Genomic DNA, 25,921 nt, shown 5'->3' on the forward strand with positions numbered 1-25,921 from the left:
GGGGATTTCCTCAGCAGGAAGCGGTTTTCATTTTTTCCATGTGTTTCATTACTTGATTAATATGGTTAAAAGCCCAGAGGCTTTAATGTATAATTCATACATGGAATGCACACATAAGGGAGTGGAAATGAATGAACATGTTTTGGGCTTTACTGGCTATGGCCTTTGGAAGCTTTGGTGGTGCCCCCGCAGTGGCAGACCAGGGAAACCCTCAATTCCAATCGTTAACCAACAGTTTTAACACCGCAATTATTCAATCTCAAAAAGATCAGGTTGTTATCGATGCCGATAACCCACCTGCCAAAATGGATCCTCAACCTGATGCACCTGTGGTCAAAGGTATTTATGTAACGGCCTACAGCGCAGGCGGCGCACGTATGAAAGAATTGCTGGAACTGACAGACAGCACAGAACTGAATGCCATGGTCATTGATATCAAAGACGATCTCGGATACATAACTTACCCCACAGAAAACAAAGCGCTTCAGAAAATGGGTAAATCCCAACCTTTTATTCGGGATATCGATGCCTTGATGAAACGATTGCAAAAACATGAGGTCTACCCGATTGCACGTGTCGTTGTATTCAAAGATACGATTCTTGCCAAGAAAAATCCGGAGCTCTCCTTCCGTAACAAGGATGGATCTGTCTGGGCTAATGGCAAAGGCGACAGCTTTGTGAATCCGTACAGCAAGGAAGTATGGGACTATAACATTGAGATTGCCAAGGAAGCTGCCAAGCTTGGATTTAAAGAGATTCAATTTGACTATGTTCGTTTCCCGGAAGGTTTCGAAACTCGAGCCGATGTACTGAAATATACCAAATCCGACAAGTCACGAGTGGATGTTGTGGCTGAATTCGTGCAATATGCACGCAAGGAGTTGGCCCCGCTAGGGGTCCGTGTCTCAGTTGATATTTTCGGTTATGCCGCTTCTGTACCTGCGGCTGAAGGCATTGGACAGGATTTTGTTAAAATATCCGAAAACGTGGACGTGATCTCACCGATGGTATACCCTAGTCACTATTCAACTGGCTGGTATGGGGTCAAGGACCCTGACAAAGATCCTTACACAACCATCAAGGGCTCAATGGAAGATACACACAAGAAACTAGACCCTACCAAAGAACTCAAACCCGTCATTCGTCCGTGGATTCAGGACTTCACAGCAAGCTGGCTGGGCAGTGGGCATTATATCAAGTATGGCAAGAAACAAGTGGAAGACCAGATTAGAGCGATGAAGGACATGGATGTGCATGAATATCTGCTCTGGAATGCGTCCAACCGTTATACATCAGGTGTACAATATAAGTAATCCGCACTCTTTCATACTTTTCATTTCATCCAACCTCGTTCTGCTTGAAGCGGAGCGAGGTTTTTTGGTGTTCATTTTTCTCTGTACACCCCTACTCTGCTTCTGTCCCTATTCAAATTGAACAAAATCCTCTACAATAAGTAGCTGTCCATATATGACACTTGGATGACATCTATTAAGAATAGCGAGGCACTGCCAGTGAACATGAACACAACAAGTTTTTCCCAAAAAGTGAAGCAATTCCTGATTATATTTTTGCCCATCTTCACCACTCAAATCGCCCTCTCTGCCATGTCGTTCTTCGACACCAATATGTCAGGCAAGTTTTCTCCGGCCGACCTTGCAGGAGTTGCAATTGGTACAAGTCTATGGATGCCAGTTCAAACTGGACTAAGCGGGATTCTAATTGGCATAACGCCTGTTGTTTCCCATCTGCTGGGTTCCAAACGTAATGATCAGATCGGGTATAACGTCATACAGGCGTTGTATCTCGGGATTGCTGTCAGTCTCGTCGTGATCGGAGCCGGGGCGTTGTTACTTGGCCCTATACTGAACGGAATGCCTCTGGAACCCCGAGTTGCCCAAGTTGCCTTCTATTTTTTGTGCGCACTTGCTTTTGGCATTATCCCGCTCTTCGGATATACGGTGCTGCGCAGCTTCATGGATGCGCTGGGCCAGACAAGGACTACGATGTTCATTACGTTGGTTTCCCTGCCCGTTAACATCTTTCTAAATTATCTGCTGATATTCGGCCGCTGGGGCTTTCCACAATTGGGCGGTGTTGGTGCTGGTGTTGCTACAGCATGTACATACTGGCTGATCTTTCTTATTAGTCTCTGTTTTGTCCATCGGGTCGAACCTTTCGCTCAGTATGGCATTTTCCGTCAATGGACCCGTGTATCATTGTCCAAATGGAAAGAGTTACTTAAGATTGGAGTGCCCATCGGATTTGCGACTTTTTTCGAAACGTCCATCTTCGCTGCTGTGACTTTAATGATGAGCCGTTTCGATACCACAACAATTGCTGCCCACCAGGCGGCGCTGAATTTCGCTTCTACGCTCTACATGTTGCCTGTGAGCATATGTATGGCTCTTACGATCCTTGTGGGCTATGAGGCAGGTGCGGGACGTCTGAGAGATGCCAAACAATACAGTCTGCTTGGAATTGGTGGAGCCATCGGCCTCTCACTGCTGACAGCGATCGTGTTGATTGTGTTCGGCGAACAGATTGCAGGCGTGTATTCAAACGATCGAGAGGTCATTGCACTTACGCAGCATTTCCTCATCTACGCCATTTTCTTTCAGATCTCGGATGCGATTGCTACACCGACCCAAGGAGCATTGCGTGGCTACAAAGATGTTAATCCTGCACTGATCATCACGTTCGTAGCGTATTGGATCATTGGCTTGCCTGTAGGTTATCTAACTGCTACGTATACTTCACTCGGTGCCTTCGGATACTGGATCGGCCTCATTGCCGGCCTTGCTGTGGGAGCAACAGCGCTTCTCTGGAGACTCTTCCTGGTACAAAAACAAGCCGTACTCCGCAAGGCGTAGTATTAATATACTCACTCTGTGAAACAACAAAAAGAGCACAATCCACGTTAATGCGGGATTGTGCTCTTTGTTTTTGAATCGAATTATTGGGACAAACGTTGTGCGAGCTGGTACGTTTCCATATCGAAATCTTTTTTTGTGTTAACCACTTTATCAATATCTGTCAGGGTAAGTTCACCCTTAATAATGCCACAACCTTTGTCTGTCTCGCCTGCGATCAGACTACGAACAGCGAAGTCGCCAAGACGACTTGCCAGGTTACGGTCGAAAGGTGTTGGCGTACCCCCACGCTGAATGTGACCCAGAACGGTTACACGTGGCTCATACGTTGGGCAACGTTCCATCAGTTCTTTTGCTACATCCTCACCTTTGCCTACGCCTTCTGCAACGATGATAATACTGTGACGTTTGCCATGTGCAAAGTTAGCTTTCATCCGATCTGCTACTTCGTCCATGTCAAATGGAACTTCTGGGACAAGAATCGTTTCAGCACCGGAAGCAAGTCCGGCATGCAGAGCGATATCTCCACAGTGGCGACCCATAACTTCAACGATGGAAGAACGTTCGTGTGAAGACATCGTATCACGTAATTTGTTTACTGCATCAACTACTATGCTTACAGCTGTATCAAATCCGATGGTATAGTCGGTGAAAGAAACATCGTTATCAATCGTTCCTGGCAGACCCATGGTGTTAATGCCCAGCTTGCTCAGTTTATTTGCTCCGTTGTAGGAACCATCCCCACCGATAACAACCAGACCATCAATGCCACGCGCACGCAGAATGTCCGCACCTTTTTGCTGACCTTCAGCGGTATAGAACTCCTTGCAACGTGCCGATTGAAGAACCGTTCCCCCACGTTGGATGATATCCCCTACACTCCGCAAATCCATTGGGAAAATGTCATTATTCAAAAGACCCTGGTATCCACGTTGAACTCCAAATACTTCGAGACCGTGAAACAGTCCGCTGCGAACAACCGCACGAACAGCCGCGTTCATCCCCTGTGAATCACCACCGCTCGTTAATACTGCGATTTTCTTTACTGCTGTCATGATGTTTCTTCCTCCTCTAGTTTCACTTCAGGCTCCGCAATATCACACCTGACTTACATATTTTTCCGTATCCAGCGACTGAAAATGAAGAAAAATATTCTTGTGATCGGACTATTTTTCAGCAGACGTTTGGATACAACGCGAACTTCCTGTTGTTCGCTGACTTTGGGATCAGACAGGTAAATGGCAATCAGTCCTTCGATGATCATCCGGTGAAAGGAGCTTCCCGGAATCTTCTGCACATCGCTGCGTGCCATCTCCACAATAAAAGCAATTCGGTCCAGCATTGTCTCTACATTCTCATAATAGTTGCAGAAGTTGAGATCTCCCCCGATGCGGTCCTCATCCTGATCAATTAAATAATCGAGCATAATGTGCAATGCGCATACATGTGGGAAATAGGCCGTGTGGATCGAGGCCGCTTGCTCTTCAGTCAACTGATCGTCACTCGCAGCCAGAAACAGCATGAAAACGCCCAGTGTAGAGCCAGTTGCAGCAGCAAATTCGTTCCAACGAAACTGAGGTGTGCGATGCCGATGCTCCGACCACCATTCGAGCAGTGCCGTTTCTCTCAGTTCCGGCTTGATATGCTTATATACCTGCAGGTCCGTGTATAGGCCTGCCAGATCCTGAATTTGGGGCTTGGCGGACGTATAGCCTGGTAACTGACGGGTCAGTTCCTGACATGTGGTCACCAGATTCCGCAGATATCCACCGTCATCCTGCTCCTCACGAAGGGCATAATAATTGACGGGAATTGCTTCGGGATCTACCGCATCAAGCATGGATTGATGGAGAAGACGAAAGTCATCCGGGTCCATCGACGTGCTGCGGTCGCACAGATTGTCCAAATAATCACTAATAGTTTGATATGAAACGATCAGCGGAATCAGAATGTGTCTGTTGGGCAAATCAGCTAATGCGTAGACGGTTCCGCCTTCACAGTGAAACTGTTTATCCTTCAGACTGGCAAGTGCCTGTGTACGCAATTCCTCATTCGGAATCGCCTCAGCTTGAGCACGCCATCCATTCAGTGCCTCCCGTGTTTCCGGAATGGTGTATTTGTACACCCCTCTCATCAATGCCAGCGGTCCACGCGGATATTGATGACGTTTTCGATTTGATTGGCTCAAAATAAATGTGCCTCCACTTGGTTGAATACGTATTAGAGCGATTTTTAACCATTCCTATTATAATATGATCCCCTTAATTGTACAAATGATCTGCCGCATATTCCGCATAAAAAATCGCATCGGCGTTCAATGCTTTGTGATATACTAGGCATATTTCATCCATCAAAGGAGTCGTTGACATGTCGTCAAGTGAATCACTTTCGTGGAGACGGTTATTTTCTTTTTTTGTGCCACTTGGCATTTCCGCCTCTCTCGTCACCATTTCTCACGTCATCATAAACAGCACATTAGCACGTTCCGCTCATCCCGAGACGGTTATTGCCAGCTATGCCATCGCCGGTAGCTTGTTAACCCTCACGGAACGCCCCTCCACCCTGCTGCGGCAAACCTGTTCCGCACTGGTTCGCGATCGCCTATCCTTTCAGGCCCTCACGTTTGTGACCAAAATATTTCTTGCCTGTGTGCTTCTCATTGGGTTTCTCATCGTATACTCTCCCGTTGGTACCGGGGTGTTCAAATACTTGTTTGGTGTAAGTCCGGATCTGCTGAACAAAGTCATCGACGTATATGAAATTCTCATGTATGTGAGTATCTTTTCAGTGATCCGCAACATCTATCAGGGGATCATCATTACGAATAACCGCACCAAGTGGTTAACAATCGGCATGGTATTCCGTTTAGCCGGCATGTACGGCCTATCCCTCTACTTCATATATACAGACAGCATTGACAGTGGACGTGTAGGCGCTATCATTTTTGCTGCTGGCATGATGATTGAAGCGCTGGTCAGCTTTCTGGAGGGAAACAGCATCAAACGCAAGATGCCAGCCAAGCTTGAGGATCATCCCGTCGAGAGCAAGGGAGACGTATTTCGCTTTTATAAGCCGCTGTTGTTATCCAGCTTTGTAGCGCTGTTCATAGGACCGGTTATTAACATCGTACTTGGCAAAACGACCGGGATCGCACTAGCCATTTCGTCCTTTGCCATAGCAAGCAGTCTGATGCAGTTGATGCTAAGTTTCTTTACATACATCCATCAGATCGTGCTGAATTTCTACCTTGTGGACGCCAAACTGGTACGGAAATTCGCACTTGTCACCGGATTTATTCCGTTTGCGATGATAGTGTCGATTGCCTATACCCCCTTGGGACCTTGGGTACTCGAAAATGTCATGAGCGTTCAGGGTGAACTGTTGGAACAAAGTCTGTGGACACTGCGTGCGTTTGTCTTATTTCCGCTGATCTTCCCTTTTCTGGATTTCAGCAATGGTCTTATTCTGCTTCGCGGTCAGACAAAAACGATGTTTCGTTCGCAAACGGCGAATGCAATCTGCACGGTAATTGTGCTGCTTATACTGGTTAGTATTTTCCCTGCGTGGAACGGTATGATTGGCGCTGTAGCCCAATCCCTTGGCCTGCTCGCCGAACTTGTTATTGTCTGGCTTGTCATCCGGCGCACGAAGCAGGAACCTACGATGTCTGTGCCGAAAGCCCGTAAATCAACATCCCTGAAAGGGTAATAAAATCATTGAATTGTTATCAGGATTGGAGTCTCTCATCATGAAATTAAGTCACAACGCCCGCCCGGACCAGAACTGGTTGCGGGCTCTCATGTTCACCATCTTTGGTTCCACCGTTCTGGTGGTATCCTACTTCCAGCTTTACTTCAGTCATCTGGGCTTCAGTCGGGCTGAGATTGGATATCTTTACGGAATTGGCCCCCTTATCTCCGTGTTCTCCAATATGTTCTGGAGCATGGCCAGCGACCGCTACCAAACAGTACGCAAAGTGATGATCATTCTGCTTGGTGGCCAATTGATCACAGGTATCATGCTTGCCAACGCAACAACTTTTGGTCAGGTATTTGTACTCGTAACCCTGTTTTACTTTTTCTATTATCCGGTCTATCCACTCTCCGATACGATGGCTATTACAACGGCCAGCAAGTACAGCCGAAATTTCACTTCCATTCGAGTCTTCGGATCGATTGGTTATGCCTTCTTTGCATTAAGTATCGGGTATTTCCTTGGATCTTTTGGTCCAGCATGGACGATATGGGTCTGCGTTGGTCTTGCTGCCACTACACTATTGATCAGTTTTCAATTGAAGGATCAACCTTCGGGGAGTAGTAGCAAAATGGACCTATCGGGGTTATGGGCTATTTTGAAACGCAGAGATGTGCTCACCTTTTTTGGCTGTGTATTTTTGCTTGCCATGGGACATCGCATGAACGAAGCTTTTCTTACCATCACGCTAAAAGAGCTTGGTGCCAGCGAGGGGCTGATCGGCTGGTCTTTGCTGATCTCTTCCGTAAGTGAAATCCCCATATTTCTACTGCTCAGCAAGTATGGAAACCGTTATAAAGAACTGCCGCTAATCGCTTTTGCTGCACTGATGTATACGGTTCGTTTGCTTCTCATGTCCATATCCGATACACCAGCAGCTGTCGTTGCAATTCAGACGATGCACAGTGTTACCTTTGGTATTTTCTACGTTACGGCGGTCCGCTATATCATTCGCCTAGTTCCGGACGGCTACAGAGCTACGGGTATGGCTTTGTTCACCATTGTCTGGTCCAGTGCTTCGGGACTTCTTAGTGGAACGTTGGGCGGACTGCTGCTGGAACATGCAGGCAGACAAACCTTCTATCTCACCGCTATGGCTTTCTCCCTGGCTGCACTGATCGGTTTCGGATTGAAGTTATGGTCCAGCATGACCAATCGTGTATCCTGAACACACAGGGAAACTTACACCGTATTCAACCGTTATTTACACTGAAAATTTTAGAATCAAAAAAAGCACAGCCTCCCTTGGGGGACTGTGCTTAGGTTCTTAATATTCAGCTATAAATTTATCATATATAAGAAGTCCGTTGACCGGAAAAATTCTTACAGTTTGTTTACGTTAGCTGCTTGAGGACCACGGTTTCCATCAGTGATTTCGAATTCTACCGCTTGACCTTCTTCCAATGTTTTGAAGCCATCTCCTTGGATTGCGGAGAAATGTACGAATACGTCCTCGCCGCCTTCAACTGAAATAAAGCCATAGCCTTTTTCTGCGTTAAACCATTTAACTGTACCTTTCAAATGAAAAACCTCCTAAAAATATCGCCATCTATGGCGAATACCCTTATTATACTGTATGGGCTTCCATTTTGCAATTTATCTTTCCATAAATGTCGAAAAAATTTGCTTTGAATCGTAGGGTACGGTATCATTTTACCAAAACCGTTAGTTTGGAGACTACCTATGATAAAAAAACATGAAATATACAAAACAGACAAGTGGAATATGATGACCGTAGAAGTTCAAGGCAAATATCTCGTACTGCGAGAAATTTCGGAAGAGTGGGGCGAAGAATGCCATACTTTCCTAAGCCGTCCTGCCTTAATGCACTGGGCTGAACGCCGTTTCCCAAAAGCAGATTTTGAGAACCGTGAGGATGAATGGCGTCAATTGATGGCTGCCTTCAAAGGGGTCTAACCCATGCAGCTAGACTCAAGCAATGTCGTCATCTTTATTATCCTTGCCTTCTCCCTAGGTATTGTGCTTATTTTGGGACGTAATTCCATCCCGGATCGATTGAGACGGGGAATGGCGCTTATTGCTACCCTGCTCATTTGTTTCGCCTTTTTCCTGATCGTTTATTTTCTGTATAACATGGGAACCTAATCAAGGGGACCCAGATGCTCAAATATTTCAACGTGCCTAAGGTCATACTATACGAGATTATTCGTATCGTAAGGAGGAAGGCCGTTGAAATACCAGAAATCGCTATCTGTTATCCTGGTACTTAGTCTGATTCCTTCGTCTCTCTCCGCACAGGCAAGCGAGACGAAGGCAGCTTCGTCCATACATTCATCAGATCATCAAAGGAGGATTTCCATGAGTCAATTATTGAAACGTTCCGAGGTGCCAGCTGAGCATAGCTGGAAACTGGAAGATTTATTTGCCGATCAGAAAGCCTGGGATCAGGAATATGAAGAAGTATCGTCTTTGACCAAGAAGGCCTCCGAATTCCAAGGCAAATTGAATCAACCTGATGTACTCAAATCTTGCTTCGAATTCGAAGATGAGATCAGCCTCAAAATAGAACGCCTCTTTGTGTACGCACGTATGCATCAAGATGAAGACACAGCGAATCCTACATATCAAAACCTGTCCCAAAAAGCCCAGAAATTAGGCGTACGGGTTGGTGAAGCACTTTCTTTTGTCACACCGGAGATTCTTTCCCTGCCGGATGATCAGTTGGACGCATTTATTGCGAACGAAAAACTCTCTGCTTACACGTTTACATTGAAAGAGATGAAACGCGAAAAAGCCCACGTTCTTAGCCAAGCTGAAGAGGCTTTGCTTGCACAGGTAGGCAACCTTTCACAAGCACCACAGACAATCTTCAGCATGCTGAATAACGCAGATCTCAAGTTTCCTAGAATCAAGGATGAACATGGTAACGAAGTTGAGCTGACACACGGCAGCTACATTCAGTTCCTGGAGAACCCTAACCGTGAAGTTCGCGAACGTGCCTTCAAAGCGGTATACGAAACCTATGCCAAACAGAAGAACACAATTGCCGCTGCCTTGAATGCAAATGTAACCAAAAATATGTTCTATGCTAATGTTCGGAAGTACCCTTCCGTGATGGAAATGTCCCTATATGGAGATAACATCCCAACGGATGTGTATACCAATCTGGTAGACACCATTCACGAGAGCCTTCCGTTATTGCATCGTTATATGGACCTGCGCAAAAAGTTGCTGGGTGTGGATCAATTGCACATGTACGATCTGTTCGCTCCACTCGTAGACGAATACAAAATGGATATTACCTATGAGGAAGCGAAACAAACGGTTAAAGACGGTCTGAAACCACTCGGCAAGGACTATGCAGACGCATTGCAGACTGGATATGATAACCGCTGGATCGATATATATGAGAATGAAAATAAACGTTCAGGCGCATATGCCTGGGGCGCTTACGGCACTCACCCGTATGTCTTGTTGAATCACAAAGATAACCTGAACAGTATGTTCACACTCGCACATGAAATGGGTCACGCTCTGCATTCACATTACTCGGATACAACACTTCCGTATCGTGATGCCCAGTACACCATCTTCCTGGCTGAGGTTGCATCCACAACCAACGAAGCGTTGCTCATGGATTACCTGCTTAACAAATCAACAGATCCAAAGGAAAAATTGTATCTGTTAACCTATTATGCCGACCAATTCCGTACAACGGTATTCCGTCAGACCATGTTTGCTGAATTCGAGAAAATCATTCATGAACGTGCGGAACAAGGTGACGCATTAACACCACAATTGTTATCCGAGATCTATTATGATCTGAACGTTAAATATCACGGAGAAGGCATGGCTGTCGACAAAGAAATTGAAATGGAATGGGCTCGTATTCCCCACTTCTATAACAGCTTTTACGTTTACAAATATGCTACTGGCTTCTCCGCAGCAACAAGCTTTTCCAAGCAAATCCTGGAAGAGGGCCAACCGGCTGTTGACCGTTATCTTGGCTTCCTAAAGAGCGGTGGCAGTGATTACTCCATCAACATTCTGAAAAAAGCTGGTGTGGATATGTCTACACCACAGCCAATTCGTGAAGCTATGAGTGTGTTCAAGGAATTGATTGAACAGATGGAGCAACTAACCAAATAAGGTTGTCTTTCCATGTGACCTGCATCCCTTGCCCGTTTGGGCAGGGGATTTTATCATCATTGCAAGATGCAACATACCCGAATATGGGTAATGCATATCTAGTTCTCAATTGTTCAACAAGGAGGCAACACCATGAAAATGCAATGGGCACTCATAGCAGGTCTTGTTTTTGCACTGCTCACGGGAATCTTTGCGGTCATTAATGTGGATTCCGTACAAGTCAACCTGTTATTTAACACGGTACAAATCCCGCTGATCTTGCTCATTCTCGGCTGTACCCTGATCGGTGGAATTATTGTAGGGTCATATGGAATTTATCGCCAGTACAGACTGCAACGTGAAAATAAACAACTGAAATTGCGTGTATCTGAATTGGAAAGTTCCGCGACAAGCAAATCTTCGCTCGATTCTTTCAAAACGATGGATTCGCTTGACTCAAATGAATCCAACAGCCTATTGGAGAAAGATTCGATCCAGAGTCAGCGCAAAGGAAACCCTACGGGAACACTGTAACCAATCAGAGACAGCCTGCTGGCGAGTCAGGAATGGTAGTATCACATTCTCTCCCCCAGACAGGCTGTATTTTGTTTCACACCATACCCACGATCCGAGGAGGAAATTACACAATGAGTTTTACAATTGATGAATCATACGTTCTGTCTTTCCTGAAAAAATTGCTGGATACACCAAGCCCAAGTGGTTACACACATCATATTATCGAGATGATCCGGAAGGAAGCAGCAGCACTGGGCATCGCCTGTGAGCTGAATAACAAGGGCGGTGCGGTACTTACATTGCCCGGACAGGACTCTTCCAAGACAATCGCTTTAAGCGCCCACGTGGATACGCTAGGAGCCATGGTACGCTCGGTTACATCCTATGGCACATTGAAGCTTACCTCTGTCGGTGGATTTTCGATGCAAAGTATCGAAAACGAATATTGCAACATCCATACTCGGGATGGAAAGACATACACAGGCACCATTCTCTCCCTTCATCCGTCTGTCCACGTTTATCCGGATGCACGCACATTTGAACGGACTGAGAGCCATATGGAAGTTCGAATCGATGAAGTTGTCTCCTCCAAGGAAGATGTGTTGAAACTCGGGATCTCTGTCGGTGACTTTATCTCCTTTGATGCTCGCGCAGTCATCACGCCGAGTGGTTATATCAAGTCACGTCATCTGGACGACAAAGCCAGCGTAGCTGCCCTCTTCGGCATCCTTGAGTCTGCACATCGTGAAGGCTGGAAGCCATTACATAACGTTTCTCTGCTTATCTCGAATTATGAAGAAGTTGGACATGGCGCATCGTATATCCCTGCGGAAATCAGTGAAATGATCGCTGTAGACATGGGAGCCATGGGCGATGACCTGAGTTGTAAAGAAACCGACGTTTCCATATGTGCCAAAGATTCTTCTGGCCCGTATGACTACGATATGACCTGTCGTCTCATTGAACTGGCCAAACAAGATGGAATGGATTACGTCGTCGACATTTATCCCCACTACGGCTCAGATGGCAGTGCAGCATTACGCGGAGGAAACAATATCCGTGCAGCACTGATCGGTCCTGGAGTTCACGCATCTCATTCCATGGAGCGTACACATAAGGATGCTGTCCTGAATACGGCACGATTGCTCGCAGCTTACATTACAACCAAGTAAAACAGAATCATTGATCGACGAAATTATCATGGATAACATCCACATGTTCTTCTAAGCAAAAGGCCCCTTCCAAGCACAGCAATTCGGTGTGCTTGGAAGGGGCCTTTGTTGTCATATCTCTTAATCTGCCTGTTCGACATATGCATGATATTTACGCTCCAATATCTCTAACTCTGCCTTATGGTCACGCATTTCATTTCTCAATACATGCATGGTTTTCCGAACCGCGCTCAGTCCATCCTTCACCTGACGTTCGGCTTTGCGAATTTTGTCCTGAACCATCCAGTCCACAAAGAGGTTATCGAAGAAATAGTCTGCGAATGAAAGCAGACCTCCCAGATGTAGATCCGCGTGTACAGCCATCTCTACATCCTCCAGTTCCTTCTGAAAACGTCGTAGACGCTTACCTGCATCCATGATGGCGACCTGAGCGTCATCCATTCTTCCTCGCTTGATATGCGTGGAGATGACCCCACCGCCCATCATGTCATATACACCCCAATTACCTGCCGAAGACAAAGCCTTCTCGGCACGTTCAAGGGCATAGAGCAGATATTCTCCCTCCCGGAAAGCTTCATCCAGTTCCTGTAGCTCGCTCGCCAGATGTTCCCGATTCTCAGCCATCTGTTGCAATTCCGCATCCTGGTCCAGCAGACGACCTTCCTTCTTCCCCCACAGCGCGTTGTAGTCGCTTTGCCAGTACTGATACTGCCGCCCGCCCTCCAACTCCTGCTCCACATGAATTCGTTGCTCCTGTACGTCTTGTAACATGCGACAAGCGGTGTCGTATGCAGCCTTGCTCTCCATCAGTTCCAGCTCTTCCTTCTCCAGACGTTCTGTCTTCTTGCCAATCAGTTGATAGAAAAAGGCCGACAATGTCATACTGTTCAGTCTATCAACATCCTTCTGCTCCTTCTGGAGATGCTCCAGACGACGCTTTACCTTTGCTTCCCATTCGCTTTCCTCCGTTTGAAGCTTCTCCAGACGTTTGGTCCATTTCTCGTAAATTCTCCCCTTTTCCTTGAGCACTGCCAACTGTTGATTAATTTCCTTATACATAAGTGTGGTGTTCTCTCCCTTCTATGGAATTCTTTACTTATACAACGTAATGAACATACAGAACGTTTCACATAAAAGCGCAAATTCGCAGACAAAAAATCGCCCTTTTCTCCAATGCGACATAAAGTCACTATGGAAAAAAGGGCGATGTTTAGTTATAAATCAAGACTTGCTCTGTTCAATCTGCTCTGCAAGTTCATTCAGAACGGTCCAGCGTTCCATCAATTCATCCAGATGACGTTCAGCCTCAACCTGCTCCGCCATTAACTCCTGTAGACGGGCAGAATCACTAAACGACTCTTCCATCTCTTTGTTAATCCGGACAAGATTAGCTTCAGCCTTCTCAATATTTTCATCAATCTGATCGTATTCACGTTGCTCTTTGAAGCTGAATTTCAACTTCGGTTTAGCCGCTGACACAGCAGGAGTCGTTTTCTCCGATGACTGCTTCACCTTCGCTGTTCCTGTGTCACTCTCTTGAGTAGCTCCGGGTGCATTTTTCAGCATCCATTCCGCATACTCACTGTAGTCGCCGACGTGTACACGTACAGCACCGTTGCCCTCAAAAGACAACACTTTATCCACAGTACGATCAAGGAAATAGCGATCATGGGAGACCACAAAGACAACACCCGGGAAATCGTCCAGGTAGTCTTCCAGTACAGCGAGTGTCTGGATGTCCAGATCATTCGTCGGCTCATCCAGCAGCAATACATTCGGCGCAGCCATCAGCACACGCAGCAGATATAGACGACGCTTCTCTCCACCAGACAGGCGGGAGATTGGCGTCCACTGGGATGCCGGGGTAAACAGGAATCGCTCCAGCATCTGGGATGCTGTAATCAGAGAGCCATCGGCTGTTTTCACATTCTCAGCCACTTCCTTGATGTACTCAATAACACGAAGAGATTCATCCATCTCCTGATGTTCCTGTGTGAAATAGCCCAGATTGACCGTAGGACCAACGTCAACCACGCCTGCATCGGGTTCCAACTTGCCAGATATCATCTGTAACAACGTGGACTTACCACTACCATTCGGTCCAACAATCCCGACCCGATCTCCAGGTACGGCAATATAACTCAGATCTTCGATCAGTTTGCGACCACCGACGGATTTGGAAAGATGCTCGATCTCCAGAATCTTTTTCCCCAGACGAGTGGAGCCAACCGATACTTCCAATGAACCCGAGCGCTGGATCCCTTGTTGGTCTTTAAGTTGTTCGAAGCGATCAATTCTCGCTTTTTGTTTTGTTGTCCGTGCCTTGGCACCGCGACGAATCCATGCGAGCTCCGTTCGAAGCAAGTTCTTGCGTTTCTGTTCGGAAGAGGCTTCCCGTTCTTCACGTTCTGCCTTCAGTTCAAGAAAACGTGTATAGTTGGCTTCATAGCGGAACAAACGACCATGATCCAATTCCAGCATGACATTCGCCACACGATCCAGGAAATACCGATCATGCGTAATCATAAGCAGTGCGCCGCGGCGCTTCTGCAAGTACTGCTCGAGCCATACGACCGAATCATTATCAATATGGTTCGTCGGCTCATCCAGAATGAGCAGTTCGCAAGGATGAATCAGTGCAGCGGCAAGTGCTACCCTTTTGCGTTGTCCACCAGACAATGTGCCCATCAGTGCATCGAATTGACGAATACCCAGTTTGGACAAAATGCTCTTCGCTTCGCTCTCCATCTGCCAGAGTTGAAGCTGCTCCATTTGCTGATTCAAACGTAATAACCGCTCTTGCAATGCTGGATCGGACGAATTCAGTTCCAATAATTCCATCGTTTCCGTATATTCACGCACGGTTTTCATTTCCATGCTGTCACCTTCGAATACTTGTTGCAGTACCGTATTATCCGGATTGAAGTCCGGATTTTGCGCCAAGAACTGAATACGTACATCATTACCGATCGAGATCTGTCCCGAATCTGCAGGTTCCATACCGGATATCACACGCAAAAACGTGGATTTACCGGTTCCATTTACCCCAACGACACCAATCTTGTCCTGATCAGCCATACCAAATGAAGCATCCTTGAACAATATTTTTTCGCCATAACTTTTTGCAATTTGTTCTACCGTCATTATGTTCATTGCTCGTACCCACTTCTCTGTAAATTAAAATTCAATATTACGTACATCCGCGCACTCACTTTACACTTGTAAAAAAGAACGGCATCCGTCCAGAAACAATGCTGCTGCAAAAGCAATTCGTTTGTTCAGATGTTCCTCATTAAACTCCGGATTCAACATGATATCCATCTTCAGCCGGTCCAGAATTCCGATATAGGCTTCAGCGAGCAATACAGGCTCAGGTACACTTGCACTCTCCAGTACCTCACACACCATACTCATGTATTGATTCATGAATGCCTTCATGAATTTCATTAGATCCGGATCATTATTGGGTGCCATAAAAAAGAGCTTGGTATGATTGCGACGCTCATAATAATACGTAAGGTGGGTCTTGGCTATTGCTCCAAGTTTATCACCTGTGTTCTCATGCGAGTTCAAAGCATATTCAAGACGGCTGATAAAACTGTTACAATCCCGCTTGGATACTGCGATAAAAAGTTGTTCCTTGCTTTTGAAATATAAATAAATGGTGCCTTTTGCGATGCCGGCTTCGTCTGCAATATCAGACATTTTGGTCTCATAAAAACCTTTCGAGCCAAAAATACCATAGGCCGCATCCAAAATAGCCTCCGATTTGTCTCCCTGTACAGTGCTCAAAATGTACTCCCCCCTACAACGCCAAAATGTTACCTAAACCAATCGCTACACATCCGCCGATCACCGAGCTAAGCACGTTCACCAGGTCGTTACTCATCCATGCCCAGCCACGAGCCCGAACCGTCGGATGCCCGCAATGTTCATGTACCTCAACTTCACGGCCACACACGGTACAACGATACATCATCTGCACCGTTGCGCCAAGATAAGAATCAGCAAAAGCGCCTGCCAATCCACCTACAAGGCCCACAAAAGTCCAACTAAACAGAACAAGCCCTTCTATCCCGGCGATCCAGGAAAACAAGAATGCTCCCGCACCAATCAGAGCCCCGCCTAAGGCTGCAGCCCCGGTGCCAAGAAGTGAGACACCTCCTGAAGCACCTGGCGTAAGTACCTTCCACGTGAGCACAGAGCGCGGCGGCTTGCGACTAAGACTCCCAATTTCGGTTGCCCATGTATCGGATGTAACGGTAGCCATTACACCAATGAAAGCATACACCCATGCCGGATGCGGAAATATCCAGTATCCCAGACATAGGAACATGCCCATTCCACCATTAGCCATCACTTGCCCGGCATCCCGATTTCCTGACTTGGCATAGGATTTCTCCAGCTCCTGCTTCCGATCTTTACGGAACCTGGAGAGCAACGTTGAAGTAATGAAAAACATCAATAACGTGCCAAACCAGAACAGGTTCCCCGCTCCGTAATATATCGTTCCCATCATGATTGCTGCCAGGCAGCCAGACAGGGTTAGCGACTTTTTCGCATAGGCAGCACCTGCCACCATAGAAGCGCATACGGCGCCAATAATCCAATCCATAATGTCTCCTGCATGCAGCGTATGTACAGCCCGCATGACGTTTATTGTATTTTTGAAATTCAATTATACCACGGTTTGATCCCAATGCCGAAACTCCTTACGCCAGCACACAAAAAACCTGTTTTGGCCTCGTGTAGAAGTGCCAAAACAGGTTATCGATCAAACGTCAAAACAAGATAACTTCCCTTTTCAAGTAACGTCTGGAATTCAATGTTCCTATGTTCTAATTCAGACCCGCTTCGCTCCGCCAATTACCCCATATCGGTAGAGTACTCTGCGACCAAACCAGTTGAACAATCGATCCGTCAGGAATCCCATAAAACCCAGGGAAATCAGCCCGACAAAGATCCAATCTGTTCGGAAAAAGAGTCTGGAATTCCAGATCAAGTAACCGACTCCCTCATTCGAGGCAATCATCTCAGCACCGATTATGGCCATATAAGAAGTTCCCATCGCCAGTCGCACACCCGTGAAGATATACGGGGTTGTCGCCGGAACAATCACATGCAGCAGAATCTGCCGTTCATTGGCTCCCATACTGCGGGCCGACCGGATTTTATCTTCTTCAACGGAGAGTACACCTGTCAGTGTATTCAATACAACAATGAAGAAGGTTGCGTACATAATGAGCGCGATCTTGGATTGCTCACCAATTCCGAACCACACCAGAAATAAGGTAATAAAGGCGATCGGCGGGATAAAACGTATAAAGTTAAGGAACGGTTCGGCGAACAGCCGGATGAGATGAACTTTGCCAATAATCAGCCCTACCGGAATAGCAATGATGCTTCCGAGTACCCAGCCGGCCAGTACACGAGTGAAGCTGATTCCGATATACTCCATCAGCGTACCGTCAGCTATCAGTTCGCGTGCTCCCAGGATCGTGTGCCACGGACCAGGGATTACGTCAGGCCCATAGATAAGGGCACCAAGCTGCCAGATTAAGATGACCGTTACCCATAGAAGCGGGATAGACACCCATTTTTTCTCCAACCATTTCATCTTGTATATCACCTCAATCATTCTTCAAAGTGGCCTTGAATTCGGTCATACAAAGTGTTGAACTCAGACGAGGCGATGTTCCTCGGGTAAGGTAACGTGTTGTGGTAAATATCCGTGATATTCGAAGACGGACCTACAGACATAATGCCTATGCGCTCACCAAGCAATAACGCCTCCTGAATATCGTGTGTGACAAAGATAACGGTTTTATGGGTTTCTTTCCAGATATTCACCAGTTCCTTCTGCATGGTCCGTCTCGTCATCGCGTCCAGTGCACCGAATGGCTCATCCATCAACAAGATCGCCGAGTCATTCGCAAGTACGCGGGCCAATTGAACCCGCTGCTTCATGCCACCCGAGAGTTCTTTTGGAAATTTTCCCTCATGAGCACTCAGTCCAACAAGCTGGATGTATCGATCAGAGATCTCACGTCGTTGTGTCTTAGGCACCTTGGACATTCGAAGTCCGAATTCAACATTTTCCCTCACAGTTAGCCATGGAAAGAGAGAAGAATCCGCCTGCTGGAATACCATTGCCCGATCCCTGCCTGGTCTTTCGATCTCCTTGTTGTCTACCTTGAGCTGCCCACCCGACTTGGAAATAAAACCAGCGATCATGTTCAGCAGCGTTGACTTCCCGCACCCACTGGGACCAAGCAGGACAAAGAACTCCCCTCCCTTGATAACCAGATCAACATCCTTAATGATATAATGCACATCCCCATTGGTCGGGGCATGATACGTTTTCCGAAGCTGTTCAATATGAATGGTATGCTGAGTTGCAGGTAAGGACATAACGGACACCTCCCATTTCAATAAGAATTATTTACTGTATGTCACTTTTTTCGGCAACGCCTGCTGGAGAGAAGTCAGATTGAGTTTGGTGTCGAGATCAAAATCCTGTTCGATGATTCCGGTGTCCACCATATATTGCTTCTGACCTGCCAAACTATCATAAGCGGCCTGCGTAAATCCAACTTCCCATGGATTGATCGGAAGGTCTTTCAAGGTGGCATCTTTAGGCTGTTTGGTCTCTTGATACATCAGATCCGCCACTTCTTCAGGATGCGCTTGGGCATACGTAGATGCCTCATCAAGAGCCGCGAGGAAGTCACTGATCTTTTCGGGGTTTGCCTGGATGAAGTCATTACTCGATACCAGCCCCATACCAAGGCGTATAGGCGTCTGAGACATATCCGTCAGCTGATGTACTCCTTCGAGTGCATCGAATTTATCGGTTAACGCTGAACCTATAACCCAAGCGGCATCAAGGTCTCCCTGTTTCAGTGCGATGTAGGCTTCATCAAAAGCCCCCTGACCAATTTGCGTCACATCACTCAGCGCCACCCCCTGATCTTTCAAATATTCATCCCATAGATATGGAATAAATGTACCTCGAATGAAACTCACTTTCTTGCCCTTCAAATCCGCTCCACTCTGAATATCATCCCTTGCATACAGTTTCCAGGCGGCTGCCGCTTCATCCGTAGTCTGACCTGCAGAAGCGATGACTGAATATTCCCCTTTAGCCAAAGCATTTAATACAGGAAAGTCCGCCCCGTACGCAATATCTACCTGTTTGATAAATAGTGCATTTACACCTTCAGCCGGTGAGCCAAAGGTAATACTCTCTGCATCAATGCCCCTGTTTTCAAAAAAACCTTTGGCAATGGCTACCCTGAACGTTGGGTTCGTACTTGTATCTGCGATGCGAATTTTTACATTATCGGCATTCTTGCCGGTAGTGTCTTTGGCTCCAGATCCTGCTGCATTTGAGCTGCATCCGGATAATAGGAGTGCCGTGGCCAGAAATAATATCAATACGCCAGTTACTATGGATGGTTTTCTCAAAATATACACCCCATTCGATCTAGTCATGATTCTTGACGCTTAACCGCCTGACTTGCCTTCATCCGACGTTGCCACACAGGCTGCACCCTCCACAAATGGAAGAGTTGTCTCTACGCTCACGATGGATGCAGAACCTTTGGGTGCTGCTCCCGGCACTCTGTAGTTGGAGACATCAATAGCTTCGATCGCAACTTCCTGCGGTTTCTCCAACTGTGGAACCCACTGATAAGGAACTCGATACGAACGATAGACCATATTGGTATTCCGCCCATCTGTGTACGGGGAGACATACTCCCAGACCAGCTCATGCTCCGCTGTCACTTCGAACAATCTGCCATTGGAACCCTCGGTTATCAGGGTGTTGCCGTTAGGTAAACGCTGGGCGGAACTGATGTATGGGCTATAAAATTTATAAGAATCCGTCGGAACCGAGAAACCTGCTTCTGCCGAGGTATACTGCCAGACAATCTCCAGGGTGACCGGGTTAATCTCCAGTACACGGGAGTGATCCCGAATCGCATGTTTCAATCCAAATGGAGAAGCCGGATTTGGGAGGCCATAACCTGCCCAGCCGCCATTGTCGAATACAAGCAAGTTGCCTTCTCCCGGTAGACCTTGGGGAATGATATGTGCATGATGCTGCCCGATAATTGTGCCGATGTGTTTCACTTCAGGTGAAGTATAGTCTGGCCCTAATCTCCACACGATCTTTCCGCTCTGTCTGTCTGTAATGGCGATGATGTTGGCCTCTCTGGCATCCCAGATAATATTGTCGGGGTGGAAGCGTTCGTCTCCTTCTTCATAGAAACGGTTGGGTCCGACATAAGAAGCAGAATTAATATGTAACCAGTCACCAACGCCACCACCCAGATGACCGAAAGAACGTGTATTCGGGTCACGGAACAGAACATTTCGAGCAGCTTCATCAAAACCTAATTCTTCAAAGTGTTTGTTAGGCAGCCATTCCCAGAGTACCTTCCCCTCCCAATCCACTTCGATAATGGCATCATCAAGCAATGGCTTATCTGAAATTTGCGGATTACTCACATTTTTGTGTGCCAGAATAAGTGTTTTGCCACTCTTCGTCTTTGGCGCAAGGCCAGGTGCATAATAACCTACCGGATTTCCCTCACGCTGATAATCATGATGCTGGCGGGCATACCATAATGGCTCATACCCCGGATCTTCGATGTGTTCGTAGCTATTGTATTTCCATACAATGTTGCCGTCCCAATCCACCTGAACCAGATCGACATTATCCTGAATACCGAACTTCGGATCTCTCCGGCCTGTGCTGCCCAGCACGTAGCCGCCAGGTAATATTTTAGCCGGAAAACCTAACAATCCTTTCCACAGGTGAACCTCCTTGCCATTCATATCGATCAACACTACGCCTTCCTCACCTGCCTGATAAACGGTATAACCGCCCCAAGCCTTATCCGGATTGTATAACGTCGCTCCAGTTGGATATATTGTTGAGTGTCCCATTGATCATCTCTCCCCTAGAATGTTTGTGGTATATCAAATGTCCTTACTGTAACCCAACCTCAATAACTGAGATAGTTACTCTTCCCGGTATTGTCCCGCTGCTTCTGCTCAAGGTTACTTGTGGAGGACCGATCATGTTCTTGTATCCCGTTGTTCACCGCCAATTCCAGCACCGTGTCCGAGAATCCCTCCAGATTCGCTACTACCCGCTCGTAGAATTGACTTTGCTGCTCCAGTTCCTCACTCGTAAAACCCTCAAACAGAAGCGTGATACATCGGGCACCGATATTGCTGTTTCTCGCATACATCTCCCGCCCGCTGGATGTGATGTCCAGTAAAACCGTCCGGCGGTCGTCTTCCTTTCGTCTGCGGATGGTGAGTCCCTTTTTCTCCAACTTATCGGTCAGAGCTGTAATGGCACCCGATGTAAAGTCCAATTGTTCTGCCAGATCTCCAAGCCGCTGTTCTCCCTCACGAATGATTTTGTGCAGGATAAGCATGCCTGGCAGGCTGATACCTTCTACAGAGATACGATCCCGCTCTTTGACGAATCGTCTGACCATTTTGCGAAATAACCAATCCGTCCGCTCCAACGCTTCCCAGTCTCTATCACTCATTCCATAACCTCCTTGATCGTCTGAAACCCCAACAGCATACGAAAAAAGGCCCCCGAGGACATTCCTTAGAGGAGTAGTCCCGGGAGCCTTTGGTGGTCCAATCAGCTCAATGCAGTTTTCAGTTCAAATTATTTCACTGTTCATTTAATGAGTATTAAAATAATTGAGATTATCATATAACCAACTAACCCAACCTGTCAAGTGTGAATTATATTAGTGATCTTTTCTTTTTGCAGCCATTCTCCGCTAGGTTGAAATTACTTATCCTGTTTTAAGTTTCACTTCAGGTTTCCCGTTTACACTATTCTCAGATCGAAACATCTACAACTACATCAACGACAAGTTACGATTCAGTTCGTACTCAACTACAGAAATGAGGATTATCCATATGAATATGAAAAGAGTCATTATTATAGGCACAATGATTGTCACCATGTCCTTCGCCGGAACAGCATGGGGCCAATCCGCCATCTCTCCCATACCTACTGCTAAATGGTCCATCGTTGACTTGGACACTCGTGAGGGAAGTAGCGACGAGCTGCTCAGCGCTCTGAATCAGCCTTCAGAAGCGGATCTGTATCAGGAACTGTACAACGGCAAATCACTGAGGATGATTACGGAAGAAAACAACGGGAATTTGGATGAGGTCATTGCTATACAAGTAAGACAGCTCAGAGAGCAGTTGGATGAACGGCTCGCAAGTGGAAGTATCAGCTCGGAGCAACATGCTGCACAACAAGCTGAACTGGAAGAGTTGGTCACACAGAGCGCAAATACAGCATACAGCTTGGCGTAAATTAGTAGCGTATCCGTACGATGAAGATATAAACATATATCCACGATAACACAGCAAAAAGGAGCGTATGCACGCCCCTTTCTTGTACCCTATTCATCTCAAGCAGGTATGATGTGTAATCCTTATTGCGCTGCCCCAATCGTACAGGCACCCAAGGATTCGCCGTCCCATGCCAGTTCGAGCACATCTCCTGCTTGTGTTGGTCCAACACCTTCGGGTGTTCCTGTAAAAATGACATCGCCCGGCCCCAAGCCGTAATGGTGACCTACATATTCCACAATGTCCTGTAAACTGAAGATCATGTTACGAATGTTACCACGCTGGACTTCCTCACCATTTTTGGTCAATGTAAAGTCTTTCTCCAGTAATGCTGCCGCACCCGGGAATGCCTGAAATGTAGTAACCGGAGCGGAATTTCTGAACCCTTTGGCCGCTGTCCACGGGTGGCCCTTTTTCTTAATCACGGTCTGTACGTCACGTAACGTAAAATCAATACCAAACGCATACGCATCCACCAGCTCATCTACCGCCATACCTGGTTCATAACTCCGGCCGATTTGCACGACCAGTTCAGCTTCATAGTGAACTTCACCCTTGGTAGCAGGCAATTCAAGCGTTTCACCATTCAGGGACACGACTGCATGAGAAGGTTTCATAAAGATCATTGGCTCATCCGGAACCGCGTTACCCAATTCTTCCGCATGAAGTTTATAATTGCGTCCTACACAGTATACATTGCGAATGTTAGTCAACATGGGTATATAACCACCTTTATTGGATTCATTAGTGTGTATGGTGTAAATTAGGGTCTGAAAAATCGGCTGCTCGTCTCCTGAAATGCCAGCTCCCATACGTCAGGACGGTTCGTACATAACATGAGTTCTGGATCAACTGCCGCCAGTTTCTTCATAATGGTCTTGTCATCCACTGTCCAAGCCATCACCCGAATGCCTGCACTCCGCATCTCGTTCATTAAGGATTTGTCCACATTGGTGTATCCAATCGAGAGGAATGTACAATTCATCTGCCGCAGGGCGGTTAACAGATCACCTGGTCGTGCATCGATAATCAGCCCCGTCTGGATCTCCGGTGCAAGTTTCTTCACTTCGATCAGAGCGGCTGGTTCAAATGATGTGATCACAACATCATTTTGCATATGTCTTTTTCTCACTTCATGTATAACAGCCGCAGGCAGACCCGGGTACATGTCTCCCTGCGTTTTCAGTTCAATGTTCAAACGTACTCTGCCGCACGAGCGATCTAACAATTCACTTAGCGCCGGAATCCGTTCGCCTTTGTAAGACTTATTTTTCCACGATCCGGCATCCAGTCGTTGCAGATCTGCCCAATCGGTTTCCCGAACCAGGCCCTTGCCATTTGTCGTGCGATCCACTGTAAAATCATGAATGACCACCGGTACACCATCACGCGACAACTGCACATCCAGCTCCATCCACTGAACTTCAGGCCGTTCCATGGCCATCAGGAATGCAGCCATCGTATTCTCTGGTGCAATAGAAGAAAATCCACGGTGCGCTACACAAAGGTTGTTCATTCGATTCCCTCCTCAAAAAGGTTTTTAATTAGGTGAAGCGACTCCATTCCCATCATATCGAATACCAGGAGAGAGCTTTGCCATCTGTTCCAACAGCAGTTTGTTCGCCTCATCGATCATCGGAATGGCCTGACCTAGCCCGGCCTCATAAGGGATAACTTTCATGCTGCAAGCTGCATCTTGACTACAACGAGCCTGAAATACCGCCGTTTTCCATGTCTCTTCGGTTGTTGATCTGGAGAAAATGAAATTTCCCGTACTGTATGCAATCCACTTCCCCTTATAGTACTCCAGCCCTTGCAACACATGAGGATGACCACCTATGACCAGATCAGCGCCAGCATCTACAAACTCATGAGCCAATCGGGTCTGGTCACTATTCGGAGTACTTACACGTTCCTCTCCCCAATGTGCAACCACGATCACCAGATCAGCCTTCTTACGGGCCTCCTGGATCGCTGTGACTGCCCCTGTGGAATCATAAGCTTCAGCCACGCCTGCCCGATTACCTTCCGCCTTCCAACTCGTTTCCGGTACAACTCGTGAGAACCCAAGCAATGCAATCTTCATGCCTTTGCGTTCCAGATATGCTGGTGCATAGGCCTCATCCCTGTTCATACCTGCCCCGGTGTGAACTATGCCATATTCCTTGAGATAAGTTAACGTATCCACCAAACCCTCTACGCCCTGATCCAGAATATGATTGTTAGCCAAGTTGACAGCATCAAAACCCGCAGAGGCCATTGCCGCCAATGCTTTGGGCGAAGATTTGTATACATAGGTTTTGTCGACTGCACCAGTACCACCCAGGGTTATCGGTGTCTCCAAGTTGCCGATGGTAAGATCATCATCCTTGAATAATCTGCCGAGTTTGGCAAAGGGATAATCATAACCGTTCTTATCCAACAGCTCAGCAACTTTGCCCGAGAATTGAATATCACCCACAAAGTTAATCGTGACATCCTTCGCTGAATTGGAAGGTTTCGATGTCCCTGATTCCTGATCCACACCTGCATTTCCCTTGGTGCCGGACGGTGTAGAATCTGCCGCAGGTTTTTTCGTTCCGGATTCTGCTTTCCCACTATTGGTATTGCCTGAAGTGTCAGGTGTCGCTGCTCCAGATGTCTTATCTGCATCCGCTGTTGTCTCTTCATCCGTAGCTTCGGGTTCTTCTTCCGAAGTCTCATCAGATTCCGAGTCTGGAGAACTTACTTGATCCCCGCCTTTGGCATCATCTCCAATGGAAGGCTGATCCTGATCGACGATTTCTTGTTTCACTGGCTGGTCCGCCTGTTGCTGACGTGTATTAATAACATAAAAAATGCCCACCAGACCAATTGCCATGATCAATACAATATTAACTGTCCAGATGATTGTATTGCGCGTGCGTTTGCCTTTTTTCTTCTTTACACTTCGCTCTGATCTTGGGGGATACATAAGCAACTCCTCTTCTTCTTCACAGCCATACATACCATTATATCAGGCATATTCTGGATTTCCATCATTCCTTGGAACTGTATCGATTGAAAGGGTATTAACTCGGTTAGCTTCCAGATCTTCATATAAAAAAGCCATCTCTCCAGTAGATAATTCTACGT

25 protein-coding genes are annotated in these 25,921 nt (G+C 46.8%); 10 read left to right on the top strand and 15 right to left on the bottom strand.

Translation table 11 applies throughout. The annotated features are described in order from the left end of the window. The first annotated feature begins 131 nt into the window (after positions 1–131). Together BLS69_RS13435 and BLS69_RS13440 are read left to right on the top strand one after the other, a co-directional pair. Positions 132–1,313, top strand: coding sequence for a putative glycoside hydrolase (locus BLS69_RS13435; RefSeq protein ID WP_091017521.1), 1,182 nt, complete (start codon positions 132–134; stop codon positions 1,311–1,313). Positions 1,314–1,517: 204 nt separating this feature from the next. Further along, positions 1,518–2,870 carry an MATE family efflux transporter gene (locus tag BLS69_RS13440; protein WP_091035014.1) on the top strand — a complete coding sequence of 451 codons (1,353 nt, stop codon included), beginning with the start codon at positions 1,518–1,520 and terminating at the stop codon, positions 2,868–2,870. 83 nt (positions 2,871–2,953) lie between these two features. Here BLS69_RS13440 and pfkA read toward each other — a convergent pair whose 3' ends face one another. Then, the gene (gene pfkA / locus BLS69_RS13445; protein ID WP_091032214.1) at positions 2,954–3,925 is read right to left on the bottom strand and encodes a 6-phosphofructokinase; all 972 of its coding nucleotides are present in this window, start codon (positions 3,923–3,925) and stop codon (positions 2,954–2,956) included. Positions 3,926–3,978: 53 nt separating this feature from the next. After that, positions 3,979–5,058 (bottom strand): tetraprenyl-beta-curcumene synthase family protein, encoded by a 1,080-nt coding sequence (locus tag BLS69_RS13450; RefSeq protein ID WP_176872705.1) that lies wholly within the window; start codon positions 5,056–5,058, stop codon positions 3,979–3,981. Between the two features lie 179 nt (positions 5,059–5,237). On the opposite strand from BLS69_RS13450, the gene BLS69_RS13455 reads away from it, so the two are divergent. Then, positions 5,238–6,578 carry a polysaccharide biosynthesis protein gene (locus tag BLS69_RS13455; RefSeq protein ID WP_091032218.1) on the top strand — a complete coding sequence of 447 codons (1,341 nt, stop codon included), beginning with the start codon at positions 5,238–5,240 and terminating at the stop codon, positions 6,576–6,578. Positions 6,579–6,618: 40 nt separating this feature from the next. Next, a complete protein-coding gene (locus BLS69_RS13460; protein ID WP_091032221.1) occupies positions 6,619–7,791 on the top strand; it encodes an MFS transporter in 1,173 nt (390 codons plus the stop codon). A 155-nt stretch (positions 7,792–7,946) separates the two neighbouring features. Here BLS69_RS13460 and BLS69_RS13465 read toward each other — a convergent pair whose 3' ends face one another. Then, positions 7,947–8,144, bottom strand: a complete 198-nt coding sequence (locus tag BLS69_RS13465) for a cold shock domain-containing protein (RefSeq protein WP_017689394.1) — start codon at positions 8,142–8,144, stop codon at positions 7,947–7,949. Between the two features lie 162 nt (positions 8,145–8,306). Between BLS69_RS13465 and BLS69_RS13470 the strand changes: the two genes are divergently transcribed. From BLS69_RS13470 to BLS69_RS13490, 5 genes are all read left to right on the top strand, one after another. After that, positions 8,307–8,540 carry a hypothetical protein gene (locus BLS69_RS13470; RefSeq protein WP_017689395.1) on the top strand — a complete coding sequence of 78 codons (234 nt, stop codon included), beginning with the start codon at positions 8,307–8,309 and terminating at the stop codon, positions 8,538–8,540. A gap of 3 nt (positions 8,541–8,543) precedes the next feature. After that, positions 8,544–8,729, top strand: a complete 186-nt coding sequence (locus BLS69_RS13475) for a hypothetical protein (protein ID WP_047842378.1) — start codon at positions 8,544–8,546, stop codon at positions 8,727–8,729. Positions 8,730–8,942: 213 nt separating this feature from the next. Beyond that, entirely contained in the window at positions 8,943–10,733 is a 1,791-nt protein-coding gene (gene pepF / locus BLS69_RS13480) for an oligoendopeptidase F (RefSeq protein ID WP_091032222.1), read from the top strand. Positions 10,734–10,865: 132 nt separating this feature from the next. Continuing rightward, positions 10,866–11,246: a LapA family protein gene (locus BLS69_RS13485; RefSeq protein ID WP_091032225.1), complete on the top strand. Its 381-nt coding sequence runs from the start codon at positions 10,866–10,868 to the stop codon at positions 11,244–11,246. Positions 11,247–11,359: 113 nt separating this feature from the next. Further along, complete coding sequence (locus tag BLS69_RS13490) at positions 11,360–12,400, top strand: M42 family metallopeptidase (protein ID WP_091032227.1); 1,041 nt, start codon at positions 11,360–11,362, stop codon at positions 12,398–12,400. Positions 12,401–12,520: 120 nt separating this feature from the next. On the opposite strand, the gene BLS69_RS13495 is transcribed toward BLS69_RS13490, so the two are convergent. The 9 genes from BLS69_RS13495 to BLS69_RS13535 form a co-directional block, all read right to left on the bottom strand. After that, the gene (locus tag BLS69_RS13495) at positions 12,521–13,459 is read right to left on the bottom strand and encodes a hypothetical protein (RefSeq protein ID WP_091032230.1); all 939 of its coding nucleotides are present in this window, start codon (positions 13,457–13,459) and stop codon (positions 12,521–12,523) included. 162 nt (positions 13,460–13,621) lie between these two features. After that, positions 13,622–15,553: an ABC-F family ATP-binding cassette domain-containing protein gene (locus BLS69_RS13500; protein ID WP_091032233.1), complete on the bottom strand. Its 1,932-nt coding sequence runs from the start codon at positions 15,551–15,553 to the stop codon at positions 13,622–13,624. A gap of 60 nt (positions 15,554–15,613) precedes the next feature. Then, on the bottom strand, positions 15,614–16,192 hold the full coding sequence (locus BLS69_RS13505; protein ID WP_017689402.1) for a TetR/AcrR family transcriptional regulator: 579 nt from the start codon (positions 16,190–16,192) through the stop codon (positions 15,614–15,616). Positions 16,193–16,205: 13 nt separating this feature from the next. Beyond that, entirely contained in the window at positions 16,206–17,015 is an 810-nt protein-coding gene (locus BLS69_RS13510) for a DUF92 domain-containing protein (protein ID WP_091032236.1), read from the bottom strand. 228 nt (positions 17,016–17,243) lie between these two features. Next, entirely contained in the window at positions 17,244–18,017 is a 774-nt protein-coding gene (locus BLS69_RS13515) for an ABC transporter permease (protein WP_074094444.1), read from the bottom strand. A gap of 17 nt (positions 18,018–18,034) precedes the next feature. Further along, positions 18,035–18,811 (bottom strand): ABC transporter ATP-binding protein, encoded by a 777-nt coding sequence (locus tag BLS69_RS13520; protein WP_091032238.1) that lies wholly within the window; start codon positions 18,809–18,811, stop codon positions 18,035–18,037. A 27-nt stretch (positions 18,812–18,838) separates the two neighbouring features. Continuing rightward, complete coding sequence (locus BLS69_RS13525; RefSeq protein WP_256332293.1) at positions 18,839–19,867, bottom strand: ABC transporter substrate-binding protein; 1,029 nt, start codon at positions 19,865–19,867, stop codon at positions 18,839–18,841. Between the two features lie 39 nt (positions 19,868–19,906). Next, positions 19,907–21,355: an aryl-sulfate sulfotransferase gene (locus tag BLS69_RS13530; RefSeq protein ID WP_091032243.1), complete on the bottom strand. Its 1,449-nt coding sequence runs from the start codon at positions 21,353–21,355 to the stop codon at positions 19,907–19,909. Positions 21,356–21,414: 59 nt separating this feature from the next. Continuing rightward, positions 21,415–21,972 (bottom strand): MarR family winged helix-turn-helix transcriptional regulator, encoded by a 558-nt coding sequence (locus tag BLS69_RS13535; RefSeq protein ID WP_091032246.1) that lies wholly within the window; start codon positions 21,970–21,972, stop codon positions 21,415–21,417. A 388-nt stretch (positions 21,973–22,360) separates the two neighbouring features. Here BLS69_RS13535 and BLS69_RS13540 point away from each other — a divergent pair, with 388 nt between their 5' ends. Continuing rightward, positions 22,361–22,768, top strand: a complete 408-nt coding sequence (locus tag BLS69_RS13540) for a hypothetical protein (protein WP_091032249.1) — start codon at positions 22,361–22,363, stop codon at positions 22,766–22,768. Positions 22,769–22,890: 122 nt separating this feature from the next. On the opposite strand, the gene BLS69_RS13545 is transcribed toward BLS69_RS13540, so the two are convergent. The 3 genes from BLS69_RS13545 to BLS69_RS13555 are packed head-to-tail and all read right to left on the bottom strand — an operon-like array spanning position 22,891 to position 25,760. Next, positions 22,891–23,523, bottom strand: coding sequence for a fumarylacetoacetate hydrolase family protein (locus tag BLS69_RS13545; protein WP_091032252.1), 633 nt, complete (start codon positions 23,521–23,523; stop codon positions 22,891–22,893). Positions 23,524–23,570: 47 nt separating this feature from the next. Continuing rightward, positions 23,571–24,323, bottom strand: coding sequence for a glycerophosphodiester phosphodiesterase (locus BLS69_RS13550; RefSeq protein WP_091032254.1), 753 nt, complete (start codon positions 24,321–24,323; stop codon positions 23,571–23,573). Positions 24,324–24,347: 24 nt separating this feature from the next. Next, positions 24,348–25,760, bottom strand: a complete 1,413-nt coding sequence (locus BLS69_RS13555; RefSeq protein WP_091032256.1) for a CapA family protein — start codon at positions 25,758–25,760, stop codon at positions 24,348–24,350. Between the last annotated feature and the right edge of the window lie 161 nt (positions 25,761–25,921).

This window comes from Paenibacillus sp. CF095 (assembly GCF_900101225.1).
In the GTDB taxonomy this organism is placed as follows: Bacteria; Bacillota; Bacilli; order Paenibacillales; family Paenibacillaceae; genus Paenibacillus.